At 72.6% G+C, this 23,565-nt stretch carries 20 protein-coding genes and 2 tRNA genes; 8 read left to right on the top strand and 14 right to left on the bottom strand.

Translation table 11 applies throughout. The features are described 5' to 3' along the window. A complete protein-coding gene (argB, locus tag WMF39_RS01960) occupies positions 1–855 on the top strand; it encodes an acetylglutamate kinase (protein WP_437743861.1) in 855 nt (284 codons plus the stop codon). 60 nt (positions 856–915) lie between these two features. After that, complete coding sequence (locus tag WMF39_RS01955; protein WP_437743860.1) at positions 916–1,392, top strand: hypothetical protein; 477 nt, start codon at positions 916–918, stop codon at positions 1,390–1,392. On the opposite strand, the gene WMF39_RS01950 is transcribed toward WMF39_RS01955, so the two are convergent. Continuing rightward, positions 1,353–1,643, bottom strand: a complete 291-nt coding sequence (locus WMF39_RS01950; RefSeq protein WP_437743859.1) for a hypothetical protein — start codon at positions 1,641–1,643, stop codon at positions 1,353–1,355. The genes WMF39_RS01955 and WMF39_RS01950 overlap by 40 nt on opposite strands. A 194-nt stretch (positions 1,644–1,837) precedes the next feature. Here WMF39_RS01950 and WMF39_RS01945 point away from each other — a divergent pair, with 194 nt between their 5' ends. Both WMF39_RS01945 and WMF39_RS01940 read left to right on the top strand, forming a co-directional pair. Then, positions 1,838–4,018, top strand: a complete 2,181-nt coding sequence (locus WMF39_RS01945) for a hypothetical protein (protein WP_437743858.1) — start codon at positions 1,838–1,840, stop codon at positions 4,016–4,018. Between the two features lie 152 nt (positions 4,019–4,170). Next, positions 4,171–4,243 (top strand) — tRNA-Ala (locus WMF39_RS01940). Positions 4,244–4,711: 468 nt separating this feature from the next. Here WMF39_RS01940 and rd read toward each other — a convergent pair. After that, entirely contained in the window at positions 4,712–4,876 is a 165-nt protein-coding gene (gene rd, locus WMF39_RS01935) for a rubredoxin (protein ID WP_437743857.1), read from the bottom strand. Between the two features lie 165 nt (positions 4,877–5,041). Beyond that, positions 5,042–5,881, bottom strand: a complete 840-nt coding sequence (locus WMF39_RS01930; protein WP_437743856.1) for an SDR family NAD(P)-dependent oxidoreductase — start codon at positions 5,879–5,881, stop codon at positions 5,042–5,044. 507 nt (positions 5,882–6,388) lie between these two features. Between WMF39_RS01930 and WMF39_RS01925 the strand changes: the two genes are divergently transcribed. From WMF39_RS01925 to WMF39_RS01915, 3 genes are all read left to right on the top strand, one after another. After that, positions 6,389–7,507, top strand: a complete 1,119-nt coding sequence (locus WMF39_RS01925) for a cytochrome-c peroxidase (protein ID WP_437743855.1) — start codon at positions 6,389–6,391, stop codon at positions 7,505–7,507. A gap of 72 nt (positions 7,508–7,579) precedes the next feature. Then, positions 7,580–11,167 carry an AAA family ATPase gene (locus tag WMF39_RS01920; RefSeq protein WP_437743854.1) on the top strand — a complete coding sequence of 1,196 codons (3,588 nt, stop codon included), beginning with the start codon at positions 7,580–7,582 and terminating at the stop codon, positions 11,165–11,167. Between the two features lie 26 nt (positions 11,168–11,193). Continuing rightward, a complete protein-coding gene (locus WMF39_RS01915) occupies positions 11,194–14,838 on the top strand; it encodes an AAA family ATPase (RefSeq protein WP_437743853.1) in 3,645 nt (1,214 codons plus the stop codon). Between the two features lie 54 nt (positions 14,839–14,892). Here WMF39_RS01915 and WMF39_RS01910 read toward each other — a convergent pair whose 3' ends face one another. From WMF39_RS01910 to WMF39_RS01900, 3 genes are all read right to left on the bottom strand, one after another. Continuing rightward, positions 14,893–15,360: a hypothetical protein gene (locus tag WMF39_RS01910; RefSeq protein WP_437743852.1), complete on the bottom strand. Its 468-nt coding sequence runs from the start codon at positions 15,358–15,360 to the stop codon at positions 14,893–14,895. Continuing rightward, a complete protein-coding gene (locus WMF39_RS01905) occupies positions 15,357–15,719 on the bottom strand; it encodes a c-type cytochrome (protein ID WP_437743851.1) in 363 nt (120 codons plus the stop codon). Before WMF39_RS01905 ends, WMF39_RS01910 begins: the two co-directional genes overlap by 4 nt. A 144-nt stretch (positions 15,720–15,863) precedes the next feature. Then, positions 15,864–16,070, bottom strand: a complete 207-nt coding sequence (locus WMF39_RS01900; protein WP_437743850.1) for a transglycosylase domain-containing protein — start codon at positions 16,068–16,070, stop codon at positions 15,864–15,866. A gap of 137 nt (positions 16,071–16,207) precedes the next feature. Here WMF39_RS01900 and WMF39_RS01895 point away from each other — a divergent pair, with 137 nt between their 5' ends. Then, positions 16,208–16,618, top strand: coding sequence for an SET domain-containing protein (locus WMF39_RS01895; RefSeq protein ID WP_437743849.1), 411 nt, complete (start codon positions 16,208–16,210; stop codon positions 16,616–16,618). A gap of 161 nt (positions 16,619–16,779) precedes the next feature. Here the strand turns inward: WMF39_RS01895 and WMF39_RS01890 are convergent. The 8 genes from WMF39_RS01890 to WMF39_RS01855 form a co-directional block, all read right to left on the bottom strand. After that, a tRNA-Cys gene (locus tag WMF39_RS01890) sits at positions 16,780–16,851 on the bottom strand. 225 nt (positions 16,852–17,076) lie between these two features. Beyond that, on the bottom strand, positions 17,077–17,877 hold the full coding sequence (locus WMF39_RS01885; RefSeq protein WP_437743848.1) for a hypothetical protein: 801 nt from the start codon (positions 17,875–17,877) through the stop codon (positions 17,077–17,079). A 247-nt stretch (positions 17,878–18,124) separates the two neighbouring features. After that, the gene (gene cysW / locus WMF39_RS01880) at positions 18,125–19,030 is read right to left on the bottom strand and encodes a sulfate ABC transporter permease subunit CysW (RefSeq protein ID WP_437743847.1); all 906 of its coding nucleotides are present in this window, start codon (positions 19,028–19,030) and stop codon (positions 18,125–18,127) included. After that, entirely contained in the window at positions 19,030–19,932 is a 903-nt protein-coding gene (gene cysT / locus WMF39_RS01875; protein ID WP_437743846.1) for a sulfate ABC transporter permease subunit CysT, read from the bottom strand. The genes cysW and cysT overlap by 1 nt, the downstream gene beginning before the upstream one ends. Positions 19,933–19,937: 5 nt before the next feature. Continuing rightward, entirely contained in the window at positions 19,938–20,993 is a 1,056-nt protein-coding gene (locus WMF39_RS01870; protein ID WP_437743845.1) for a sulfate ABC transporter substrate-binding protein, read from the bottom strand. Beyond that, positions 20,990–21,313 carry a DUF2325 domain-containing protein gene (locus tag WMF39_RS01865; protein ID WP_437743844.1) on the bottom strand — a complete coding sequence of 108 codons (324 nt, stop codon included), beginning with the start codon at positions 21,311–21,313 and terminating at the stop codon, positions 20,990–20,992. Before WMF39_RS01865 ends, WMF39_RS01870 begins: the two co-directional genes overlap by 4 nt. Positions 21,314–21,472: 159 nt before the next feature. Further along, positions 21,473–22,165, bottom strand: coding sequence for a helix-turn-helix domain-containing protein (locus WMF39_RS01860; protein ID WP_437743843.1), 693 nt, complete (start codon positions 22,163–22,165; stop codon positions 21,473–21,475). A gap of 41 nt (positions 22,166–22,206) precedes the next feature. Next, positions 22,207–23,550, bottom strand: coding sequence for an NAD(P)/FAD-dependent oxidoreductase (locus tag WMF39_RS01855; RefSeq protein WP_437743842.1), 1,344 nt, complete (start codon positions 23,548–23,550; stop codon positions 22,207–22,209). Between the last annotated feature and the right edge of the window lie 15 nt (positions 23,551–23,565).

Raw genomic sequence — 23,565 nt, 5'->3', positions numbered from 1 at the left:
ATGTCCCAGAGCAGCGCGGAGGCACCCGTGACCACGGCGAGGGGCCCGCTCGTCATCAAGCTCGGCGGCGAGGTCGTGGGCGGCCCTGCCCTCGCCATCCTCTCCAGCGACCTCGCGGCGCTCACCCGCGCGGGCGCGCGCGCGATCGTCGTCCACGGCGGCGGCGCGCAGGCCACCCGGCTGCAGGAGCGCCTCGGCATCCCCGTCCGGCAGGTCGCCGGTCAGCGCGTCACCGACGCGGACACGCTCGACGTCATGAAGATGGTCGTCGCCGGCAAGCTCAACGTCGACCTCTGCGCCGCGCTCGTCGCCGCGGGCGCGAGGCCGGTGGGGCTCCACGGCGCGAGCGGGCCCGCCCTCTCGGCGGTCAAGCGGCCGCCGCAGGTCTACGCCGGCGCCGGGCCCGAGCCGGTGGACCTCGGCCTCGTCGGCGACATCACGGGCGTCGATCGCGGGCTGCTCGAGCTGCTCGGGAGCGGCGGCTACTTGCCCGTCCTCGCCTGCCTCGGGGCCGGCGCGGACGGGCAGGCGTACAACATCAACGCCGACACGGTCGCCAACCGGGTCGCCGTCGAGCTCGGCGCGGCGGGGCTCTTCCTCGTCAGCGACGTGCCGGGCGTGCTGCGCGACGTCTCCGATCCCGCCTCGCGCATCCCGAGCCTCACGGTCGCCGAAGGGCGCGCCCTCATCGCGAGCGGCGCCGTCACGCGCGGCATGATCCCGAAGCTCGAGGAGTCGTTCGCCGCGCTCGTCGAAGGGGTCCGCCGCATCCACATCCTGGGGCGGCTCAAGCCCGGCGATCTCGCGCGCGAGGCGAGCGAGCCCGGCGCGATCGGCACCGTGCTCATCCCCTGAGCCGCCCGGCGCGCCTCGCCCGAGCCGGCCGCGCGCCGTATGCTCTGGCCTCGTCGCCGTATGCCCTCCGCCTCATCGATGACGGACGCCGCCCTCGGGTTCGCCGAGGCGCACCGCGAGCAGCTCGCCATCGCCGTGGGCGTGTGCCTCGCCAGCTTCATCGCGGGCATGGCGCTCGTCACTGTCGTGCTCGTTCGGCTGCCCGAGGACTACCTGGAGAGGCAGGAGGAGGCGCCCTTCCTGGAAGGGCGTCCGGCCTGGGTGCGCGTGGCGGCGCGCGTCGGGAAGAACCTGCTCGGCGTGATGGCCGTCACGCTCGGGATCCTGCTGTCGCTGCCCGGTGTCCCCGGTCCGGGCGCGCTGGTGATCCTGATCGGCGTGATGCTCCTCGACATCCCCGGCAAGCGGCGCCTGGAACGGCGGCTCCTCGGGGCGCCGCGGGTGCGCGCCGTCGCCGACCGCGTGCGCGCCCGCTTCGGCCGCCCTCCGCTGCGCGTTCAGGCTGGCGCCCGCGGCTCTTCACCCGGCGCGCCCTGAGCGCCGCGGGCGCCCTGCGCGGGCGCCGCCGGCCCTCCCTTCGGGGCCGCGGCGCGCCGCCGGAGGTGCCACCCGAAGAGCGCCGCAGCGAGCGCGAGCGAGAGCCCCGCCGAGATCCACTCGCGCGGCGCGAGCAGGATGCAGCCGGCCACGAAGGCGCAGCTCGCGAGCGCGAGGCGATCTTCAGCGTTGGGCGCGTCGGGCGCGTTGGGCGCGTCGGGCGCGTCGGGCGCGTTGGACATGGGGCGCACGTCGCCCTCCTCGTTACCGTCCCGCGCCGCGCGCATCAAGCGCGCCGTGCGGTCGCGATCCTGCCCACAGGGCGTGACCCGGCGCGCTCGCGCGTCGCGCTCCTGGTCGCCTCGTGCGGCGCCCGCGCGGTTGCGGTAGGTAGGGGATGGGAACGGCGAGCGCTCCGCTCGCGCAGCATCGATCTCGACGCCTTATGAACGCAAAAGACGATCGCGACGAGGGTGGGCCCGAGGGCGCGCTCCGGAACGAGAACGAGGATCCCGGCGAGGGCCGCGAAGCAGGCCCGGAGGCCGCCGCCGCGATGGGCTCCAGCGCGAGCGAGGGCGCGCGCGCGGGCGACAGCGCAGCGCGCGCGGCGCAGCGCGACGACGCCGCGGAGGACGATGGCGCCGCGGAGGGCAAGCACGACGAGGAAGACGGCGCGGCGCCGGAGCCGCCTCCGCGGCCGCGCGGGCCCTCGATGTGGGACATCCTCCGGGACAGCTTCTTCACGTTCGACCGGCGGACGCTCGGCTTCACGCGCATCCTGCTCGGCTTCTTCCTGATCGGCGACCTGTTCCGCCGCAGCTGGGCGTGGTCCGACATGTTCGCGGACATCGGCGTCCTGCCGAACCACGTGAACCTCTGGCGCCCGCAGGGCGGCGGGAACTTCTCGCTCGTCAACGCCTTCTCCACGCCGGGCGAGCTCTGGGTCCTCTGGGCCGTGATCTTCGCCACCTACGTCTGCCTGCTCATCGGCTGGAAGACGAAGCTCATGCAGGTGCTCTCGCTCGTGTTCGTCACGAGCATGAACGGGCGCGTCCTGCTCATCGAGAACGGCGGCTACGTCGTCCACAACCTGCTGCTGCTCTGGACGTGCTTCCTGCCGATGGGCGATCGCTTCTCCGTCGACGCGCTCCTCGCGTCGCTGAAGCGGAGCCGCGAGCGGACCGCGGACGATCTGAATGACCGCTCCGCGCTCGACGACCCCCGGAAGCCGGACGCCTACGTGACGGTCCTCGGGCCCGTCCTGCTGATCCAGCTCTCGGCGATCTACTTCTTCAACGTGGTGCACAAGACCGGCCCCGCCTGGAAGAACGGGACCGCGGTCCACTTCGTGCTGTACGTCGACCGGATGGTGACGCCGATCGTGGCGGACATCCGCGACTACGCGCCGAACTTCCTCATCCTCTTCATGACGAAGATGGTGATCTCGTTCGAGGCGGCCATCCCGGTGTGCCTGCTGTCGCCGCTCGGCCGGGTGTGGGCGCGGCGGCTCACGCTCGTGATGATGAACCTGCTCCACGTCGGGTTCGGCATGACGTTCGTGCTGGGCCCGTTCGCGTGGGCGCTCTGCGTGTTCTCCACGCTCCTCATCGGCCGCGAGGACTGGGAGATCGCCGCGCGCACGATGCGGCGCATGCACCGGGCCCGCGTGGTGCTGTTCGACCCGCGCTCGCCGGGCGCCGTGCTCGCCTGCCGCGTGCTGAAGCGGATGGACCGGTTCGGTCTGCTCACCTTCGAGGCGTCGAGCTCCGCGGCCCACGGGCTCTCGGTGCGACGTCCGGGCGGCGAGGCGGCCGAGGGGGCCGCGGCGCTCGCCGACATCGTCGCGGCGATCCCGCTCGGCCCCGCCGTGGCGTGGGTGCTCCGCCTGCCGCTCGTGCGCGACGCGGCGACCGCGGCGATGGCGGCGGCGCACCGCCGCAGCCTGGGCCGGGCGCTCGGCGCGCGGATCCCGGAGCGCTCGGAGATCGCGCCCCCGCCGGCGCCGCTCCGGCTGGCCGGCCGGAAGGTGCTCGCGACGTTTCGCGAGGTCGCCGTGCTCGTGATGTTCGTCGGCGCGGTCAACCAGGCGGCGGTCGAGCTCTGGGTCATCAAGAACCGCTGGAAGGTGCCTCACCCCGAGCCGACGCGCGTCCTCTCGCAGAAGCTCCGGTTCCTCCAGGGCTGGTTCATGTTCTCGCCGAACCCCGTGATGGACGACGGGACGATCGTCGTCGACGCCATCACGGTCGACGGCCGCCACATCAACCCCTTCACCGGCGAGCCGCCGAACTTCGACCTCCTGCACGCGAAGAGCTTCGCGTACACCCAGATCTGGTGCGACTACTTCGCCCGCATCAAGCTGCCGGCGAACACCTCGTACCGGGACGCGATGAAGGAGTACATCTACCGCTACCCGGAGCGCACGGGCCGGCCCGAGGACGCGATCGTCTCCGGGGAGGTGTACTGGGTGAAGGACTGGAACCCGAAGTGGGGCAGCACGGAGAGCTACGGGGAGGAGCGCGAGAAGCTCTTCATCTTCCAGAACCCGAAGGCCCAGGCGCGCGCGCAGGCGGAGCCTCCGCCGGCGCCCGGCGCGCCCGCGGAGCCGCCGAGCCCTGCCAACTAGGGCGCGGGGAACCAGGGGAAGCACGGCAAGCAGGGGGACCTGGTGGGGCGCCCAGGGTCCCCCCCCAACGACAGACCGGCGGCGGAGAGAAAACCGCGATCCATGCTTGACAGCGGCGCCCCGGCGAGTAGAGTCCGCGCTCTCGAAAGCGAGGGCCTGTAGCTCAGTTGGGAGAGCGCTAGAATCGCACTCTAGAGGTCGCAGGTTCGATCCCTGTCAGGTCCACCCTCGAAGCAGCTCAATTCTCTTTCTTAGCCGTTCTTCTTCATCCTCCACGCCATTGTCACGCTCTCGAAAGCGTGTGATCGCATGAGAAGCGGTCCGCGGAGAGCGCCTGAGATCGAGCAAACGCGTGGCCAGCGCCTGGATCGGGCGTGAGGTGACCGCGATGAGGTGCTCCCGTCCGCACGGGAGGCAGCGCGCTGCGCTGAGCGCCCGCCGCGGCGTTCCTCGACGTCGCCCTGTGCCTCGCTGCGCCGAGCGCCCGCGCGGTCGCGGCTGGCGTTCACCCGGCCGCGTGCGTCAGGCCCATCGACGGTGGATGACGTGGAGCGTCCACCGGGGCGGCGCGCGGCGCGATCCGAGGAGCACATCGGTGCGCGGAGACCGCGCGGCCGATGTGCTCACGCTGCCGGCGCCTCCGCGCTGTCCGCGGCGCGAGGCTCGCCGAGGCGGCGCGGAGGGGCGGCCCGCTCACTCGTCGATCGGCTCGAAATCGGCCTTGGTCGCGCCGCACTCCGGGCACATCCAGGAGTCAGGCAGGTCCTCGAACGAGGTCCCCGGCGCAACGCCTGTGTCGGGGTCACCGACCCCCGGGTCATAGACGAATCCGCAGACCAGACACCGATATTTCTTCATCCGTGGTTCTCCTCAAGAGCTCGACGAGAGGAGCCTGACGCTACCACGAGGGCGGACACGGCCGCAGATGAACCTTCTGGTCCGCAGCTCTCGCCGCGGCGCGCAGGTCCTGCGCCACGAGCGCGCGCGCGCCGCCTCGGCGACCGTGGCCGCCGAGACGCGGGCTCAGGGCGGCGCCGGAGCGTCGCGCACCGCGAGCTGCTTCTTCCGCAGCACGCGCGCGATCGGCCAGTAGGCGAGCCGGAGCAGCCACCGCGGGCAGATGACGCCGAGATGGATGACGAGCCACGCCACCACCCCGGGCACCACGAGCGCGAGGCCGCGGTCCACCGCGCGGACCAGCGCGCGCGCGCAGCGCTCCGGGGAGATCGACAGGAGCGCGGGAGGCTCGAGGCCCGTGAAGTTGCCGGCCACCTCGTTGAACTCGGTCTGCACGGGCCCCGGACAGACCTGCGTCACCCGCACGCCGGTGCCGGCGAGATCGAGGCGGAGCGCTTCGGTAAAGCTCGTGACGAAGTGCTTCGTGCCGACGTACGAGGCCATCCCGGGCCCGAACGTCAGCCCGAAGCCGGAGCTCACGTTCGCGATCGCGCCGCGCCCGCGCGACACCATCGGGCCGACGAGCCGGTGCGTGAGGTACGCGAGGCTCGTCACGTTCAGCGCGATCATCTGCTCGGTGCGCGACCACGCGGAGAGATCGAACACGCCGATGTCACCGAAGCCGGCGTTGTTGACGAGGACGTCGACCCCCCCGACCTCGGCCTCGACGGCGAGCAGCATCGCGTCGACCGCCGCCCGATCGGTGACATCGCAGCCGAAGGCGAGCACGGCGAGCGCCGGCCGCGCCGCGGCGAGATCGGCCCGCAGCGCCTCCAGGCGATCCTTGCGGCGCGCGACCAGCACGAGCGCCCGGGCGCGATGGGCGATCTCGTGCGCCAGCGCGCGGCCGATGCCCGACGACGCGCCGGTGATGAGCACGACCCCGCTGTCGATCGGCGATTGCACGGCCGAAAGGGTTGCCCGGCGCCCCCCGGGCGCGCAAGGGGCCCCTCGCCGACCGGCCTCGCATCGTCCCGTCCACGCTCCCGCGCTTCCGCCCTCCGGCGTTTCCGCGCTTCCACGCTTCCGCCCTCCGGCGTTTCCGCGCTTCCACGCTTCCGCCCTCCGGCGTTTCCGCGCCTCCACGCTTCCGCCGTACCGCAGCTCGCCCGCTACACCCCGCAGGCCGCGCGAGCGCGCCGCGCAACATCTCGGAGAAATCGGGCGAAACGGAGAAGCGCACCTCGGAGGAGATAGGCGCGCAGGAGGCACCTCGACATTCATTGCGCTACCTTCGAAACAACGAGTCGCAACCGGCCGGTAACACGCATCACCCCGGGGGCGCCCCCCGCGACCGCCGCCAGCACCGCGCCTTGGCCGGCGAGCGCGGCGACGGGGCGGCCGCGGCGCGCGTTGACGTCCACGGCGGCTCTCTCATACCGTGGACGGCGTCCTCACGAGCCAGGAGACCTCATGCGTTGGCCCTCATCTCTCATCAGTGTGCTCTTCATCGCCGCCGGGCTGGGCGCCTGCGAGCGATCCGCGGAGTACGAGCACAAGGCCGCCCCGGCCTCGAACACGGCGAAGCCCGCCGCGACCGCCGCGGCGACAAGCGACGTGAAGCCGCTCGTCTTCGATCCGAAGGACGTCAAGTCCTTCAAGGTCCTGCCCGCAAAATTCGAGACTGACAAGAACACGATCACCGATGACAAGGTGACCCTGGGAAGGATGCTGTGGTACGAGACGCGCCTCTCGAAGAACCACGATATCTCCTGCAACTCGTGTCATGGCCTCTCGAGCTACGGCGTCGACAACAAGCAGTTCTCCTCCGGGCACAAGGGCCAGCTCGGCGGCCGCAACTCGCCCTCCGCGTACAACGCGGGCCCCCACGTCGCCCAGTTCTGGGACGGCCGGGCGGCCACGCTCGAGGACCAGGCCAAAGGGCCTATCCTGAACCCCGTCGAGATGGCCATGCCGGACGAGAAGCGGGTCATCACGACGCTGAAGTCGATCCCCGAGTACGTGAAGCTCTTCAAGACGGCCTTCCCCGACGACAAGGAGCCGATCACCTACGACAACATGGCCAAGGCGATCGGCGCGTTCGAGCGCGGCCTGGTCACGCCGTCGCGCTTCGACAAGTTCCTGGGCGGCGACGACAAGGCCCTTACCGCCGAGGAGAAGGCCGGGTTCCACAAGTTCATCTCGCTCGGGTGCCCGACCTGCCACACGGGCGTCGCCGTCGGCGGCTCGACGTTCCAGAAGCTCGGCCTCGTGAAGGAGTTCCCCGGCCTCAAGGACAACGGGCGCTTCGACCACACGAAGGACGAGAAGGACAAGTTCTTCTTCCGCGTCCCGAGCCTCAGGAACGTCGAGAAGACCTTCCCGTACTTCCACGACGGCTCCATCGCGACGCTCGACGAGACGGTGACCAAGATGGCGTGGCACCAGCTCGGCGTGGAGGCCAAGCCCGAAGAGGTGAAGGCGATCGTCGCGTTCCTCAAGTCGCTCACCGGCGATCTCCCGACCGACTACATCAAGCAGCCCGAGCTGCCCCCGAGCGGGCCGACCACGCCCAAGGCCGACCCGACGTGAGCTGATCACGCGGATCACGCGGATCGCCCGGTTGCGCCGGGAGGGCGGATCGGCTCTGCTCCGCCCTCTCGGATGAGCACGAGCTCCAGCGACGACGGGCGATCCGCGCCCGCTCCAGAGGACGGAGCGGGCGCGTCCGCGGAAGGGGCTCGCGACGCGAGCGAGGGGCGCACCGCCAGGGCGCTCGTCTTCGTGCGCGAGCGCTTCGACGGCGCGTGCCTCGCCTTCCCCGTCGCGGCGCCGGACGTCGCGAGCTTCGGCCGCGACGAGGACGTCCTCGTCGAGCAGCAGCTCTTCCTGCGCGAGCACGCCGCGCGCGCCCGGCCCGAGGCGGTCTCCAGGCTCTCGTTCCCGCAAGGGACAGGGCTCCTCTCCGTGAGCGTCCCCGTCCCGCGCGACGACTTGCCGCGCAAGCTGCGGAACGAGGTGCCGGTGAGCTTCCCCTGCGTCGTCGTGCCGGCCGGCGAGCAGGACGCGCGCGGGCAGACGGAGACGCCGGCGGCGGAGCGCGGCGACAGCGACGCGTGGGTGCTCGTGCCGAGCCTCGGGCACGCGTTCTACGTGGAGGCGGGCGAGCCGATCGAGGCGGCGATCCGGCACGAGGTGCGCCGGCTGCTCGCGTCGCAGGTCCTGTCGACGTGGGAGCACCTGGGGCTCCTGCCCGGGAGCGCGCACCGCCTGGAGGTGCTCCACGCGCCGCTGCCCGAGCCCGAGCGCGCGGGCGGGCACGGGCCGCGCGGCGCCTCGATCGTGGAGCGCGCGCGGCGGAAGAAGGCCGTCGAGACGCTCGTCGCGGTGGCGACGCCGCTCCACGTGGCGGCGCAGCGGAGCCCGCTCGCGACGCCGCCGCTCGCCTGCCGGGACGCGGAGCTCGCGCGCCTCGCGGCGCTGCTCGACGGCGAGGAGCGCCTCGGCGTGCTGCTCGTGGGCCCGGAGCACGCCGGGAAGACCGCGCTCGCGCTGGCGTACGTCGCCCGCCAGACGCGGCTCGTCTACGCGACGTCGGGCGCGCAGCTCATCGCGGGCATGAGCGGGCTCGGGCAGTGGCAGGAGCGCATCCACGGCGTGATGGAGGCCGCCGCCGCGCTCGACGCGGTGCTCTACTTCGAGAACCTCGACGATCTCCTGGCCGAGCGCGTCGACGGGGGGCACGTGGACCTGGCCGGCGCGATGCGGCCCTACCTCGACGAGGGGCGGGTGCGCGTCCTGTGCGAGCTCCGGGACGACCGGCTCGACGCGCTCGAGGGGCGGCACTGGGCGTTCTTCGCGGGCCTGAGCCGCATCCGGATCGATCCGCTCTCGGCCGAGAGCACCCGGAAGGCGCTCGCCGCGCGCGCCGAGCGCGACGGCCGCGTCGAGCCGCACCGCCCCGCGGTCGCGGGCGACGCGCTGACGGCGCTCGTCGATCTCGCGGAGCGCTACCTGCCCTACAGCGCCTTCCCCGGCAAGGCGGTCCGCCTCTACGAGGACCTGCGCGCCGTGCACGAGCGGGAGCGGACCGCGCAGGGGGAGCCGGTCACGCTCGGCCGGAGCGATCTCCACGAGCTGTTCTCGATGCGCACCGGGATGCCGGCGTTCCTGCTGCGCGACGATCTCCCGCTCCGCGTCGACCGCGTGGCGCGCGACCTCGGCGCGAGCGTGGTCGGGCAGGAGCGCGCGGTGCGCGCGCTCGCCGAGACGATCGCCGTGGTGAAGGCGGGGCTCTCGCCGCCGGACAAGCCGCTCGCGGCGTTCCTCTTCGTGGGGCCGACGGGCGTCGGCAAGACAGAGCTCGCCCGCGCGCTCGCCGGGCTGCTCTTCGGCTCACCCGATCGGCTCTCGCGGTTCGACATGAGCGAGTTCTCGAGCGAGGGCGCGGCCGATCGCCTGATCCGCGGGACCGACGGCGCGGGCGGGCTGCTCACGCAGCGCGTGCGCGAGCAGCCGTTCTGCGTGCTCCTGCTCGACGAGATCGAGAAGGCCCACCGGGCCGTGTTCGATCTCCTGCTGCAGGTGCTCGGCGAGGGGCGCCTGTCCGACGCGCGCGGCAGGACGGCGTACTTCCACAACGCGATCGTGATCATGACGTCGAACCTCGGCGCGGCGGAGCGGCGCGCGCGGGCGGGGTTCGCCGGCGAGCGAGGCGCGGAGCGGCCGGAGGAGCAGGCCGCGCTGGACGAGGCGCACTACCAGCGCGTCGTCGCGGGCGCGTTCCGGCAGGAGTTCGTGAACCGCATCGATCGCGTGGTGCCCTTCCGGGCGCTGACCCGGGCGGAGCTCGCCGAGGTCGCGCGCCTCACGGCGCAGCGCCTCGCCCAGCGCCGCGGGCTGTCCGAGGCGGGCGTCGCGCTCGAGGTGTCGGAGCGGGCGCTCGCGCGGCTCGCCGAGGACGGCCACGCGCCGGCGTACGGGGCGCGGGCGCTGCGGCGCCACGTCGAGGAGCACCTCGCGGCGCCGCTCGCGCGGCTGCTCGCGAGGCTCGGGGGCGACGCGCGGGATCTCACGGTGTGGGTGACCGAGGCGGGCGAGCCTGAAGCGGCGGCGCCCGCCGACGGCGCCGTGGTCGCCCGCGCCGAGACGCCCGCGCTCCGCCTCGCGGCGCGGCGGCGGCGCGCGGCGAAGGCCGCGCAGCAGGCGTTCGGCGTCGAGCAGGTCGGCGAGTTCCGGCGCGAGGTGGACCGGTGGATGGGCCTCGGGCCGCTCGAGCAGCTCAAGGAGCAGATCGACTTCCTGCTGACGCAGCTGAGCCTCGCGAGCGGGCCGTCGCGCGATCGGCGAAAGGAGATCGACGCCGCGGCGCTGCAGGCCGAGCACCACCGGCTCAGCGAGCTGTGGGGGCAGCTCGAGCGCGCGCAGGAGGAGATGCACGGCGTCGAGGAGCTCGCCCTGATGGCGCTGCTCGAGGGCGAGGAGGTGCGCGGGCTCGCGGGCGAGGCGCGCGCGGCGTGGGAGGGCGTGCGCAAGGTGCTGCCCCGCGCGCTCGTCGCGACCGAGTCGCGGCGCGACGCGATCACGCTGATCCTGGAGGAGCTCGACGCGGGGGCGTTCGAGCGGTGGCTCGCGCCGCTCCTCAAGGAGCTCCCGCGGCGCGGGTGGGGCGCGACGCTGCACATCGACGGCGACCGGGCCGGGCCCGGCGACGGCGCGTGGCCCGCGAGCCGGCGGTGGGGCCCGCCGCGCGCTCCGGGCGACGTGCTGGACGCGCTCGACAAGCCGAAGCGCGGGTTCCGGAGCGTGCTCCTCCGCTGCACCGGCGCGTACGCCGGGGCGTTCCTCTCGCTGGAGCGGGGGCTCCACCGGGTGGTCGCGCGCAAGCGGGACGCGGGCGAGGCGCCGGACGACGGCCGGCTGCACGTGTTCGTGCACTTCGTCGCGCACGCGGCCGACATCGCCGAGGACCAGTGGGAGCACAGGTCGCTCGCGCCGCCGCCCGCCGGCTCGGCCGCGGCGCGGCGGCGCGGGGCGGCCGCGCGCGAGCTCGACGAGGTCGAGGGCGCGGCGCTGATCGCGGGGCGCAGGGCGCGGATCGCGATGGATCCGGCCTGGTACTTTGAGCGGCTCGACGAGGTCGCGCTGACGCACCTGCTCCTGTTCGAGGACGAGGGGAGCGGGCTGGATCGGAGCGAGTACTTCAGCGCAGGCGGGGACGGCCCGGCGCTGGATGATTTGCCCGGCGCCTGACCTGGCAGAGCCACTACCCTGAGGCCGTGCACTTCACGATCCCGCTCTTCGAACGGCGGACCACGAACGTCGAGTGCGTGACGCTCGGCCTCGGCCCGGGCACGCGCTCGCGGGAGGGGCGGCACGCGGAGCGCGTCCGGCGCCTGCTCACCGAGGAGCTCAGGGCCGTCTTCGAGAAGGCGCGCGCGGCCGAGCTCGCGCGCTTCGAGTTCCCCCGCGGCATCCGGCTCGAGAAGGTGCGCCTCGAGCTCACGCTCTCAGGCGCCGCCGAGCGGCGCAAGGTGAGCGGGCTCTGCCCCGTCGTGCTCGAGCCGCGCTGGGCCTCGGAGCACGAGCGCGTCGTCTTCGCCTACCACCCCGCCCGCCAGGGCGAGGCCGCGCCGATCCGCGAGGATCTCCCGCTGGACGAGCAGCTCCGCGCGCTGTTCCAGGTCGCGTGGGCCGCGCTCGACGACGACGAGGTCGCGCGGCTCTGGAGCCGGGGCAAGGAGCGCATCGCGGCGCTGTCGTTCTCGTGCGCCCCGCGCTCGGCGCTCGCGGACCTGCCGGAGCGACCAGGCGACGACGACACCGGCGCCGATCCGGCGTTCCGCTGGAAGAAGCGCCGGGGCCTCAAGGTCCTGCCGAACCTCGGCGTGAGCCTCACGCAGCGCGCGGCCCAGGGCAATCTCGACGCGGGCGTGCCGCGATCGCCGCAGCGCGAGCAGCTCGCCTTGCTGCTCGGCGCGGGCAGGGCGCAGCCCGTCGTCGTCGTCGGCCCGCCGGGGTGCGGCAAGACGACCTTGATCCACCGGGCGGTGCTCGATCTCCTCGCGGCCGACGGGTACGGCGCGCACAAGAACCTCGACCGCGTCCGCGACGTCGTCGCCGTGAGCGGCCGCAGGCTCATCGCCGGGATGAGCCACCTCGGCGACTGGGAGAAGCGGTGCGTCGAGCTCGTCGAGGACGCGCGCAGCCGCGGCGCGATCCTCGTGATCGACGACCTCCACCACTTCGGCCGGATCGGCAGGTCGCGCGAGAGCGAACGCTCGCTCGCCGACTTCTTCCGCGGCCCGCTCTCCCGCCGCGAGATCGTGATGGTCGGCGAGTGCTCCCCCGAGGCGTTCCGCCTCCTCGAGCAGGAGTCCCCGTCGTTCGCGGCCCTGTTCACGCCGCTCTTCCTCCCCGAGGCGACGCCCTCCGAGACGTTCCGCCTCATGGTGCGGGAGGTCCGCGCGCTCGAGCAGCGCCACGCCGCCCGCGTGAGCCCGTACGTGCTGCGGACGATCCTCGACCTCGGCGGATCGCTCCTCTCGGCGCAGGCGCTGCCGGGCAAGGCCATCGACCTCTTGCGCGAGGTCGTCCGCGCGGGCGTGACGCCCTCCCTCTCCGGGGATCCGGGGCCGGCGCGCGGCCACGCGCCGCGGCCGATCGGCTCGCAGGACGTGCTGCGGCTCCTGTCGCAGAAGACCGGCGTACCGCGGCTCCTCCTGGGCGGCGACGAGCCGCTCGACGCCGGCGCGCTGGAGGAGGAGCTCGGCCGGCGGGTGATCGGCCAGCCAGAGGCCGTGCGCGCGGCGGCGGACCTCGTGGCGCGCATCAAGGCGGGCCTCGTGGATCCGCGGCGCCCGTACGGCGTGTACCTCTTCACCGGGCCGACGGGGACCGGCAAGACCGAGCTCGCCAGGTGCATGGCGGAGCTCATCTACGGCAGCGCGTCGCGCCTGCTCCGCTTCGACATGAGCGAGCAGAGCGGCCCGGACGCGCCGGCGCGGCTCGTCGGCGATCGCTACGCGCCCGACGGGCTCCTGACGCAGCGGGTGCGGGAGCAGCCGTTCTCGCTGGTGCTGCTCGACGAGATCGAGAAGGCGCACCCGTCGGTGCACGGCCTCTTGCTCCAGCTCTTCGAGGACGGGCGGCTCACGGACGCGGCGGCGAGGCCCGCGCACTTCCACCACGCGGTGGTGGTGATGACGTCCAACCTGGGCGCGCGGTCGCGGGCGCTGGTCGGCTTCGGCGGCGCGGGGCTCTCGGAGGCGCGGGCGATCGCGATCGCGGAGGAGTCGGCCCAGGAGGTCGCGCGGGCGGTGCGCGACTTCTTCCCGCCGGAGCTGTTCAACCGGATCGATCGCGTCGTGCCGTTCCGCCCGCTGACGCCCGAGGTGGCGGTGCGGGTGGCCGAGAAGGAGCTCGACCGGCTGCTCGGCCGGCGCGGGCTCGCCGAGCGGAGCGTCTTCGTGCGCCGGGGCGCCGGCGTGGCCGAGCGGATCGCGCGCGAGGCGTTCGTGGCCGAGGACGGCGCCCGCTCGGTGAAGCGGTTCATCGAGGACGAGATCGGATCGCTGCTGAGCGACGCGCTCACCCGCGGCGCGCCCGCCGCGATGCAGGTGATCCGCATCTTCACGACCGCGCGCGGCGACGGCGCCGCCGCGGCGGGCGAAGGCGCCGCGTCCCGCGGGTCACCCGCGTCACCCGAGTCCCCCGCGTCACCCACGTTTGCGCTGCACCGCGAGGCGCTCGCGGAGGCCGAGCCCGCGGCCGCGGCGTGGGCCCTCGCGCCGCTCATGGGGAGGCCGCTCGGCGCGCTCACGGCGGAGCTCTCACCGCTGCTCGAGTTCGTCGACGCGCTCGATCGGAGCGACGGCCTCGCGCGCCTCTCCGAGCGGATCCGCTACCACCTCGCGGAGCACGGCCGGACCGCCGCCGAGGGGCCCGAGGCGCACGAGCACGCGGAGGCGGTCTTCAACCTCGACGCCATGCGCGGCGCGATCCGGGCGTTCCGCGAGCGGATCGACCTCGTCCGGCGGCGGAGCGGCGACGACGACGAGCAACAACACCTCGACCTGGAGGTGCGGCGGTTCGGCTACGTGACGGTCGAGGACGAGTGGAGCCGCTCCCGGGTGCGCCTGTTCCACCGGCGCCAGCTGCCGGGCCCGCTGCGCCGGCCGGCGAAGCAGGAGGTCCTGGAGTGCATCGCGGAGGGCCACGCGCTCCGGCGCGCGCTCCGCAAGGTGGACGAGCCGGGCCAGCACGCGGTCCTGATCGAGCTGCTCCGCGCGGCGCGCTTCGACGAGGGGCCGGCCGGCGCGCGCGACGAGCCCGAGGAGGGGCTCTTCGAGGCGCTCGCGCGCGCCTACGGCGAGGCAGGGGGGGAGGTGGAGGGGTGGGCGTGCGCGCCGCTCGGCAGCGCGTCCGACGGCGACGGGCGCGCGCGCGTGGTCGAGCAGGGCCGCGGGGCGGCGGGGATCGAGGCGATGCTCGCCGCCCCCGGGCGCGGGGCGGAGCTCCTCGTCCTGAGCGTCGTGGGCCTGTGCGTGATGGACTTCTTCGAGCTCGAGACGGGCGCGCACGTCTGGACGTCGCTCTCGCGCGGCCCCGAGGTGGTGCGGGTGCGCGTCCTGCCGGCCCGGCCGGGCCTCTCGCCGGCGCGCGCGGTCCGGGAGCACCTCGACCTGCAGGCGGCGTTCGACGAGGCGGCGCGGCGCGGGCGCGCGCTCCCGCCGAACCCGGCCGAGCTCCTCCCGGTGGTGCGGCGGGTCCGGTTCGACCCGCCGCGCCGCCCGGGCGCGACCGCGCCGATCGAGATCGAGGACTACGTGATGGGGTATGCCGAGTCGTCGCTGGTGCGGAGCCTGTCGCAGGCGCTGGCCCCGCTGTGGCTGCTCCGGATGAGCCGGGAGGACGTGGCGTGAGCCGGCGCCCCGGGCTGCTGCTCCGGGGATGCGCAGGCGACGGCGGGCGGCCTCTCAGGGCAGCCGGAAGAGCGGGCGACCGTACGCCATGAAGGGCCAGGGGATGGCGGCGACGATGATGAGCAGCGTGAAGACGACGCCGAGCGCCAGGCGCCGGTGCTGCGCGGTGGGGTCCGGGGCTCGCTTCGCCCGGGCCCAGGCGACGTGGGCGACCGCCACCGCCACGATCATGGCGAAGATGTGCTCGACGGCGAAGAAGCGCAGCGCCGCGATGGGCATGGCGGCCTTCAGCGCGGCCAGCGACGTGGGCCTGAGCGGGCTGAGCGCGGTGTAGAGCAAGACGCCGAGGAGGAGCTGGGCGTCGAGCGAACCGACGAACGCCGCGCCCACCTTGCGATCCGCCGTCGTCCACGGCCCCCGCTGGGCCCAGCCGCGGACCGACCGCGCGAGCGCCAGGAGCCCGAGCAGCAGGACGACCCAGCGCAGCCACGAGTGCGCGACGAGGACGAACGAATAGATCATGGACCCTGCTTTCCGGCCGCGGTGCCGGCCTCGATGATGTACTGCGCGATGTCGGCGAGATCCGACTCCCGGACGCCGCGGAAGCTGGGCATCGGGGGGACGTCGGTGCGCTTTCGCCCCGGGGTCACGGCCCAGCGGACGATGCCCGCGGGATCGGTCCTGTAGAGCGCTGCGATCTCGCTGAGCGGAGGGCCGACCAGCTTGGCGCTGGGGGCGTGGCACGCCGCGCAGAGGGTGGAGAACATGGCCTTGCCCTTCGCGGCCTGCGGCGAGAGCGCGACCGCCTCCTCGGCGGGGTCGGGCCTCTTGCACGCGGCTGCGAGCAGGAGCAGGGCGGCGAGGATCGGCGACCACTTCATGCGGGCGGGCCGAACATAGCGCGCGGCGGCGCCGCGTGGGGCCGGCGTCGCGCCGCGAGGATCACCAGGGCGCCGCGCGCCCGGCCAGCCCGAGCAGGAGGCCGCGGCGCGGGGCGCCGAAGGAGCCGGGTCGCCTCGCGACGATCACTGCGTCTTGCCGTGCCCGAAATAGATGTGGTTCAGGTAGAGCTCGAGGATCTGGTCCTTCGTGAGCTCCTGCTCGATGGGGCGGGCGAGGAGGAGCTCGCGCATCGTCCGGTCCAGCGTGCGCTCGTGCGTGAGCAGCACGTTCTTCACGACCTGCCGGGTGCTCGTGCTGATAGGCCGCGCTGCCGATAGGCGTTCGAGCACCGCCGCGCTCGCTGGACGCCCCTCTCTCGCCGCTGTACTCGAGCGCGAGGTCCGGACCGCAGGTGGCACCGCGTATCCTGCTGGGGCGTGGCGGTGACCCGAGATGGCGGGGCGTGATAGCGTCGGCGGCGCCTGCCATGACCGACCAGGAAATCGACGCCCTCATCGCCGAGAACCAGTTCCATCCGAACGTCGTGTGGCGCCGCATCCCTGGGAAGGGCCGGGGCGTCTTCGCTCGCCGGTTCCTGCCAAAGGGCGCCGTCGTCGAGTGGGCCGCTGTCAGCTGCTTCCAGGCGTCGGATCTGAAGACCGAGGACCACCGCGACTGCCAGGCGCTCCATCACGTGTTCACGTGGGGGGAGGAGCCGGGGCGGGAGAAGGCGTATGCGTGGGGGCTGCTCGCGCTCTACAACCACTCGGCGACACCCAACGTCGAGATGAATGACGGCCCGGTGCCGGACTCGATGGCTGCCATCGCGCTCCGCGACATCCACGCGGGCGAGGAGCTCTGCTTCGACTACGGCTACACCTGGTTCGATCCTCGCTGAGGCGAGGACGCGAGCGCCGTGGTGGCGACCGTACCGCTCCGGCTCACGTCGACGATACCGGCGCGCTGGCGAGCGCCCGTCAGCTTCGCCGGCGCACCGCGCTCGCCTCGTAAGGCCGGGGCACCTCGGTCAACGCTCGGGCCGGACTGTCGTCGTTGCGGAGGTGAGGACGGGATTCGAACCCGCGTATAACGGTTTTGCAAACCGTTGCCTAACCACTTGGCTACCTCACCGACTGTTCGAAGCGGCGGGAGGTCATGCCTCATCTCTGCGCGGCTGTCAACGCCTTTGATACCGCCGTCTACATTCACGCGGCCGAGCCGTCCCTTCAGCCGGCGCTCCGCCACGCTCGTTCTGTCGTCGTTCCGGCTTCCAGTTCCCTCCCGTCCCGATCCTGGAGCCGGCGGAGGGGGGCTCCGGCACGTTCCCGCCGCAGCCCTCCAGAACACCCGCGCAGCTTACTGTTCGCGCCCGCCGCGCCGTGCCCTTCCCGCGCGCGGCACCCTCTCCCGCGCCCCCAGGGCTCGCCCGATGTAGCTGGCCGTGTAGACCGCCCGCCGCGTCGCCTGGAGCAGCCCGCGCGGCACGATCCCCTTCCCCGTCTGGAACGGGTTGAAGCGGAGGGCGCGCTGGTCGATGTCCACCGGCTCGTACAGCTCCATATCGGCCACTGCCATCCACCGCGCGCGCGAGCCCCCTCGCCTCACCTCGAGGCGCAGCAGCGCGAGCCCCGCCGCAGCGGCGCGCTCCAGCTTCTCCAGGCGGTTGCCTTTCACCACCGCCGCGCGCAGCGGCACCAGGCGGAACTCCGCGCGACCGAAGCCGGCCACGTCGAACCGCGCCAGCGCGTAGTAGTCGTTGTCCAGGAAGTCGTGCCTCTTCGTCGTGAAGAGGGCGAACGGGAGCAGCAAAAGTCGGCGCGCGCTCACGAAGATGAGGTCCTGATCGCCGGCGCTCGCGGCCGGCGTCACCTCTTCGCTGGTCCGGAAGCGCACCGCGACTCCCAGCACGTCCGGGCGGCGCTCGCCCTTGCCGCCCCGCCACCGCCACATCCCGCCCGAGAGCCGCACGAGCGCCGGCCCCGCCAGCCGCTGCGCCAGCGCGCCGACCTCGCCCTCCACCGCGAGCGCCTTCACCCCCGCGCAGTAGACCACGCCGTCGGGATGGAACAGCCTCGCTCTCCGGATGAAGCTGCCCCCCCCGGCGATAGGAGACAGCGCTCCCCCGATCACACGCCCAACCGCTTCGAAGAACCGCATGGTGACCCCTCCCTCGAACCTGGAGCGCCGGGGGCCAATCGCAAGTTGGGCGCGCCCCGACAGCGCACCTCCCGCGGCGCTCACCCGCGTCGAAGCGTCGAGATCTGCTGTTCTCCGCGCGCCATCCGTTCTCCTGGGCAACGGCGATTCCAGGGAAGCGCCGTGTCCCCGGCGCTCCCTCTCGTGCCGCTCGTGCCGAGTCCTCCAGCGGCCCTCGCTCCGTCGCGCGCTCCGTCCCGCGCGCGCGTCACCCCGCGCCGGCCTTCGCCGCCGGGTCGATCTCAGGAGCGGCGTCTCGCTGCGCCCGGCCTTCGATAAGGCGCTTCGCCACGAGCGTCAGGAGCGCGAGCAGGACGAGCAACGAGGCGACCGCGAACGCCGCCGAGAAGTGGAACTCGTTGTAGAGCACCTCGACGTGCAGCGGCATGGTGTTGGTCTGCCCCCGGATATGCCCCGAGACGACCGACACCGCGCCGAACTCGCCCATCGCCCGCGCGTTGCAGAGCACCACGCCGTAGAGCAGGCCCCACTTCGCGTTGGGGAGGGTGATGCGGAAGAACATGCTCCACCCGCTCGCGCCGAGCGACAGCGCCGCGTGCTCCTCGTCGGCCCCCTGGCTCTCCAGGAACGGGATGAGCTCGCGCGCGACGAACGGGAACGTCACGAACGTCGTCGCGAGGATGATCCCCGGACGATCGAAGATGACCCGGAGGTCGTGCTCGATGAGCCAGGGGCCGAGCACCCCTTGCGCCCCGAAGAGCAGGACGAAGATCATGCCGGAGATCACCGGCGAGACCGCGAACGGCAGATCGATGAGCGTGACGAGCAGGCTCTTTCCCGTGAACTCGAAGCGCGCGATCGCCCAGGCCGCGGCCACGCCGAAGACGAGGTTGAGCGGCACGGCGATGAGCGCGGTCGTGAGCGTCAGCTCGATGGCGGCGATGGCGTCCGGCGCGGTGATCGCCCGCCAGTACCCCGCGAGGCCGTCCTTCAACGCCTCGATGAACACCGCCACGACCGGCAGGAAGAGGAAGAACCCGAGGAACGCGAGCGCCGCCGCCGTCAGCGCCCAGCGCACCAGCGGGGGCTCGGACGTCGCGCCGCGCACCGCCCCGCGCGACCTGAACCGCAGCTTGCCGGCCGCGCCAGCCACTACGACGCGACCCCGGGCGCTCTGGCCCCCGCGGGCCGCTCGGACGCAGGCTGGGGCGCTTCGACAGCGCTCCGCGACCCGCGCGCGCCGCTCCAGGACTGGAGTCGGTTGATCAGGAAGAGGAGCACGAAGGAGCAGAGAAGCATCACGAGCGCGAGCGCCGTCGCGCCCGCGTAGTCGTACTGCTCGAGCTTGGTCATGATGACGAGCGGCGCGATCTCCGTCTTGAGGGGCATGTTCCCGGAGATGAACACGACCGACCCGTACTCACCGAACGCCCTCGCGAACGACATCGCGAACCCGGTGAGGATCGATGGCCAGAGCGCGGGCAGGAGGATGCGACGGAAGATCTGGAAGCGGCCCGCGCCGAGCGACGCCGCCGCCTCTTCCTGGTCGACCTCGAGCTCCTCCATCACCGGCTGGACGGTCCGCACGACGAACGGGAGCCCCACGAAGGTGAGCGCAATGACGACGCCCAGGCGGCTGAACGCGCTCTGGATCCCGAGCGGATACAGGAACCGACCGACCCACCCCTGCTGCGCATAGATGGCCGTCAGCGCGATGCCGCCGACCGCCGTCGGGAGCGCGAAGGGCAGGTCGACGAGCGCGTCGACGATCGACTTGCCCGGAAAGCTGTAGCGCACGAGCACCCACGCCACGAGGACGCCGAAGACCGCGTTGATGCCCGCCGCGATGAGCGACGCCGCAAAGCTCATCTTCAACGAGGCGACGGCGCGCGGCGAGGTCGCCACGGCCCAGATCTCGGCGGGCTGGAGCGTCGCGGTCTTGAGGAAGATCATCGACAGCGGGACAAGCACCAGCAGCGACAGGTACGTTACCGTAATCCCCATCGCCAGCCCGAAGCCGGGCAGAACGCTCTGTCGCCGCCAGAGGAGAGCCACGAAGTCTACTTACCGGCCTGGTAGATCTGGTCGAAGACGCCGCCGTCGGAGAAGTGGGCCTTCTGGGCTTTTTGCCACCCCCCGAACACCTCGTCAATCGAGAAGAGCGCGACCTTCTGGAAGACACCCTCCGACTCGGCCGCCGCGAGGATCGCCGGGTTGCGCGGGCGGTAGAAGTGCTTCACCGCGATGCGCTGGCCGTCCTCTGTGGAGAGGAAGGCGAGGTACGCCTCCGCCGCCGCCCTCGTCCCGCGCCTGTCGACGACCTTGTCGACCACCGCGACAGGCGGCTCGGCGAGGATGCTGATCGACGGCACGATCACCTCGAATTTGTCCTTACCGCTCTGCTTCACCGCGAGCAGCGCCTCGTTCTCCCAGGCGATCAGCACGTCGCCGAGCCCACGCTCGACGAACGTCGTGGTCGAGCCGCGCGCCCCCGTGTCGAGGACGGGCACGTTCTTGAAGAGGCGGCCGACGAAATCCTTCGCCTTCGCCTCGTCGCCGCCCGCTCGCTTCAGCTCGTACCCCCACGCAGCGAGGTAGTTCCAGCGCGCCCCGCCGGAGGTCTTCGGGTTCGGGGTGATGACCGCCACGCCCTCCTTCACGAGATCGTCCCAGTCCTTGATGCCCTTGGGGTTGCCCTTGCGCACCAGGAAGACAATGGTCGACGTGTAAGGAGCGCTGTTGTCCTTGAGGCGCGCCTGCCATCCCTCCTTGATCAGCCCGGCGGACGCGACCGCATCGACGTCGTAGGCGAGCGCGAGCGTGACCACGTCCCCCTCGAGCCCGTCGATCACCGACCGGGCCTGCTTGCCCGAGCCGCCGTGCGATTGCTTGATGGTGACGTCCTGTCCGCTCTGCTCCTTCCAGCGCTTCGCGAAGGCGGCGTTCACCTCTTCATAGAGCTCACGCGTGGGGTCGTAGGAGACGTTCAGTATCTGCACCGACCCCGACTTCGAGGCGCCGGCCGCGTCGCCCTTCGAGCACGCCGAGAGCGCCAGCGCCAGCACACAACAAAGCATCGTCATCAAGCATCGCATCGATCGTCCTTGCTCCCTCATCCAGTCGCGAGATACCGCGATTCCCGCTGCGCGAGCGCGTCGAGCAGCTGCTGGAAGCGCGAGGCGCCGATGCGCCGGGCCATGAACGCCGCGCGGCCGAGCTTCTGGCAGAGCTTCTTGGCGAGGAGCACGCCGCCGTGGCTGTTCACGTCGGTCAGCACGATCACGAGATCGGCCCGCTCGATGGCCGCCCGCAGCTCGGCCGCCCCGCGGCCGCCCGTGTTGCCCGTGTGAAACTCCAGGTGGTGCCCCGCCTGCAGCGCCATCCGCTCCAGCTGAGCCTGATTGCGATCCAACCCACCAATCCAGGTGATCCGCATCGCTCCGCCTCCTTGCTCCTCGCAGCGGGTGACCGCCGCTATAACGGACATATCTCACGCTAAAGCAGAGGACGCAAGGGAGATCTGCCAGGATAACGGAGGACATGTCTTGGATACCGGAGGGACACGAGGCCGGCGGGGTCCGGAAATGCGGCGGAGCTAGCCGCGCGAACCGTAGGTCATGACGAGGTACATGACGGCCTCGGCGCTGCCCGGGTTGCGGTAGCTGTGCGGGCTGTCGGCCTCGAACAGGATGGCGTCGCCGGTCTCGAGCAGGCGCCGCTCGCCGGCCACGGTGATCTCCACCGAGCCCTCGGTGACGATCAGGTTCTCCGCGGTGCCCGGCGCGTGCGCGTCGGCGTGCTCGACCGAGCGCGGCGCGAGGCGGAGCTCGTAGAACTCCACGTTGCGCGGCCGGTCCATCGGGAAGAGCGCCCTGGAAGAGAAGTCGCCGTTGCGAGACCGCAGGATGCGCGCGTGCGAGGCCTGCATGACGGTCGTGACGGGCGAGGTCGCCTGGCTCATCAGCGCCGAGAAGGGGACCCCGAGGGCGCGCGCGATCTTCCAGAGGACGTTGATGGTCGGCGTGCTCTGGCCCAGCTCGATCTGCCCCAGCATCGCCCGGCTCACCCCGGACGCCTTCGCCAGGCGCTCGAGCGACAGGCCCCGCTCGGCCCGGAACCGCTTCAGGTTGGAGGCGACGACCGGCGTGAGATCCGACGCGTCGTCGAATGCCGGGTCGTCCCCGCCAGGCTCGCTCGCCGGGGGCGCGGGTGGGGACGGCGGCTCGGCGGCCGCCGATCGCGCGGGGGTCTGGGCTCTACGTGCCTTCACTGGACGCGTATCCGCCATGGTGGAGGGCGCGCGTCAAGCGAGCGGGGGGAAGGGCGCGCTCAGGGGCCGCCGGAGACCACCTCCGCGACCGGGCTCGCGGGCGATGGGCGACGCACCGAAGGCGCGGGCGCCGCCAGGAGCACCGGCGAGGTATGGCCGGTGATGAGGCGGGCGCCGCGCTTGAAGGTGATGTACTGCCACATCCACGCGAACATGACGGTGAAGCGGTTCCTGAAGCCGATAAGGAACAGCACGTGGACGGCCAGCCAGGCGAGCCACGCGAGCGTGCCCGACATCTGCAGGCGCCCGACCTTCGCGATGGCGCGCGAGCGGCCGATGGTCGCCATCGTCCCCTTGTCGCGGTATGCGAACTGCCCGCGCGGGCGGCCCTCGAGATCATCGAGGATGCAGCGCGCGACGAAGCGACCCTCCTGGATCGCGGCCGGGCTGAGGCCGGGCACGTCGACGCCGTTCCGGTCGCGGAGCGTGGCCATGTCGCCGATCGCGAAGACGCCCGGGTGCCCGGGGAGGGAGCAGTCCGGCCCGACCTTCACGCGGCCGACGCGATCGAGCTCGACGCCGAGCGCGCGCGCGAGCGGGGTGCCGCGGACCCCCGCGGCCCAGATGACGGTCGCGGCGGGGAGGCGCTCGCCGTCCTCGAACAGCACGCCCTGCTCGTCGATGCTGCGGAAGCGGCGCCCCTTGATGACCTCGACCCCGAGGGACGCGAGCTGCTCCTCGGCGCTCGCCGAGAGGCTCTCCGGGAAGGCCTGGAGGATGCGGGCGCCGATCTCGACGAGCAGCACCCGCGAGAGCGAAGGGTCGAGGGAGCGGAAGTCGCGCGCGAGGATGTAGCGCGCGAGCTCGGCGAAGGCGCCGGCCATCTCGACGCCCGTGGCGCCGCCGCCGATGACGACGAACGTGAGCAGCCGCCGCCGCGCCGCGGGGTCCTCCTCGCGCTCGGCGGCCTCGAAGGCGAGCAGCATGCGCTCGCGGATGGTGAGCGCCTCGTCGAGGTTCTTGAGCGCCGGCGCGAACCGGGCCCACTCCTCGTGGCCAAAGTAGTTGTTCGTCGCGCCGACCGCGAGGATCAGGAAGTCGTAGTCCAGCGGGTCGCCGTCGACGGTGACGCGCCGGCCGGCGAGGTCCACGCCCGTCACCTCGCCGAGCAGGACCCGGACGTTGCGCTGGCGCGACAGGACCGATCGGATCGGGACCGCGATGTCGGCCGGCGAGAGGCTGGCCGTCGCCACCTGATAGAGCAGCGGCTGGAACAGGTGGTGATTGGTCCTGTCGATGAGGGTGACCCGGACGGGCGCGTCGCGGAGCGCCTTTGCCGCGTTCAGGCCGCCGAACCCTCCGCCGACGATCACGACGTGAGGCTCTCTCGCGGTCGTTGCCATGGTGCCTCCTGGCGA

The organism is Sorangium sp. So ce1504 (assembly GCF_051521635.1).
In the GTDB taxonomy this organism is placed as follows: Bacteria; Myxococcota_A; Polyangia; order Polyangiales; family Polyangiaceae; genus Sorangium; species Sorangium cellulosum_B.
This window is presented reverse-complemented; position numbering and strand designations above follow the sequence as displayed.

Excerpts from the sequence above, each read along its gene's own strand:
- argB (WP_437743861.1), top strand. The coding sequence starts at position 1 with ATGTCCCAGAGCAGCGCGGAGGCACCCGTGACCACGGCGAGGGGCCCG.
- WMF39_RS01860 (WP_437743843.1), bottom strand. The coding sequence starts at position 22,165 with ATGGCGGATACGCGTCCAGTGAAGGCACGTAGAGCCCAGACCCCCGCG.
- WMF39_RS01925 (WP_437743855.1), top strand. The coding sequence starts at position 6,389 with ATGCGTTGGCCCTCATCTCTCATCAGTGTGCTCTTCATCGCCGCCGGG.
- WMF39_RS01955 (WP_437743860.1), top strand. The coding sequence starts at position 916 with ATGCCCTCCGCCTCATCGATGACGGACGCCGCCCTCGGGTTCGCCGAG.
- WMF39_RS01870 (WP_437743845.1), bottom strand. The coding sequence starts at position 20,993 with ATGAGGGAGCAAGGACGATCGATGCGATGCTTGATGACGATGCTTTGT.
- WMF39_RS01920 (WP_437743854.1), top strand. The coding sequence starts at position 7,580 with ATGAGCACGAGCTCCAGCGACGACGGGCGATCCGCGCCCGCTCCAGAG.
- WMF39_RS01865 (WP_437743844.1), bottom strand. The coding sequence starts at position 21,313 with ATGCGGATCACCTGGATTGGTGGGTTGGATCGCAATCAGGCTCAGCTG.
- WMF39_RS01855 (WP_437743842.1), bottom strand. The coding sequence starts at position 23,550 with ATGGCAACGACCGCGAGAGAGCCTCACGTCGTGATCGTCGGCGGAGGG.
- WMF39_RS01905 (WP_437743851.1), bottom strand. The coding sequence starts at position 15,719 with ATGAAGTGGTCGCCGATCCTCGCCGCCCTGCTCCTGCTCGCAGCCGCG.
- WMF39_RS01945 (WP_437743858.1), top strand. The coding sequence starts at position 1,838 with ATGAACGCAAAAGACGATCGCGACGAGGGTGGGCCCGAGGGCGCGCTC.
- WMF39_RS01895 (WP_437743849.1), top strand. The coding sequence starts at position 16,208 with ATGACCGACCAGGAAATCGACGCCCTCATCGCCGAGAACCAGTTCCAT.
- WMF39_RS01885 (WP_437743848.1), bottom strand. The coding sequence starts at position 17,877 with ATGCGGTTCTTCGAAGCGGTTGGGCGTGTGATCGGGGGAGCGCTGTCT.
- rd (WP_437743857.1), bottom strand. The coding sequence starts at position 4,876 with ATGAAGAAATATCGGTGTCTGGTCTGCGGATTCGTCTATGACCCGGGG.
- WMF39_RS01910 (WP_437743852.1), bottom strand. The coding sequence starts at position 15,360 with ATGATCTATTCGTTCGTCCTCGTCGCGCACTCGTGGCTGCGCTGGGTC.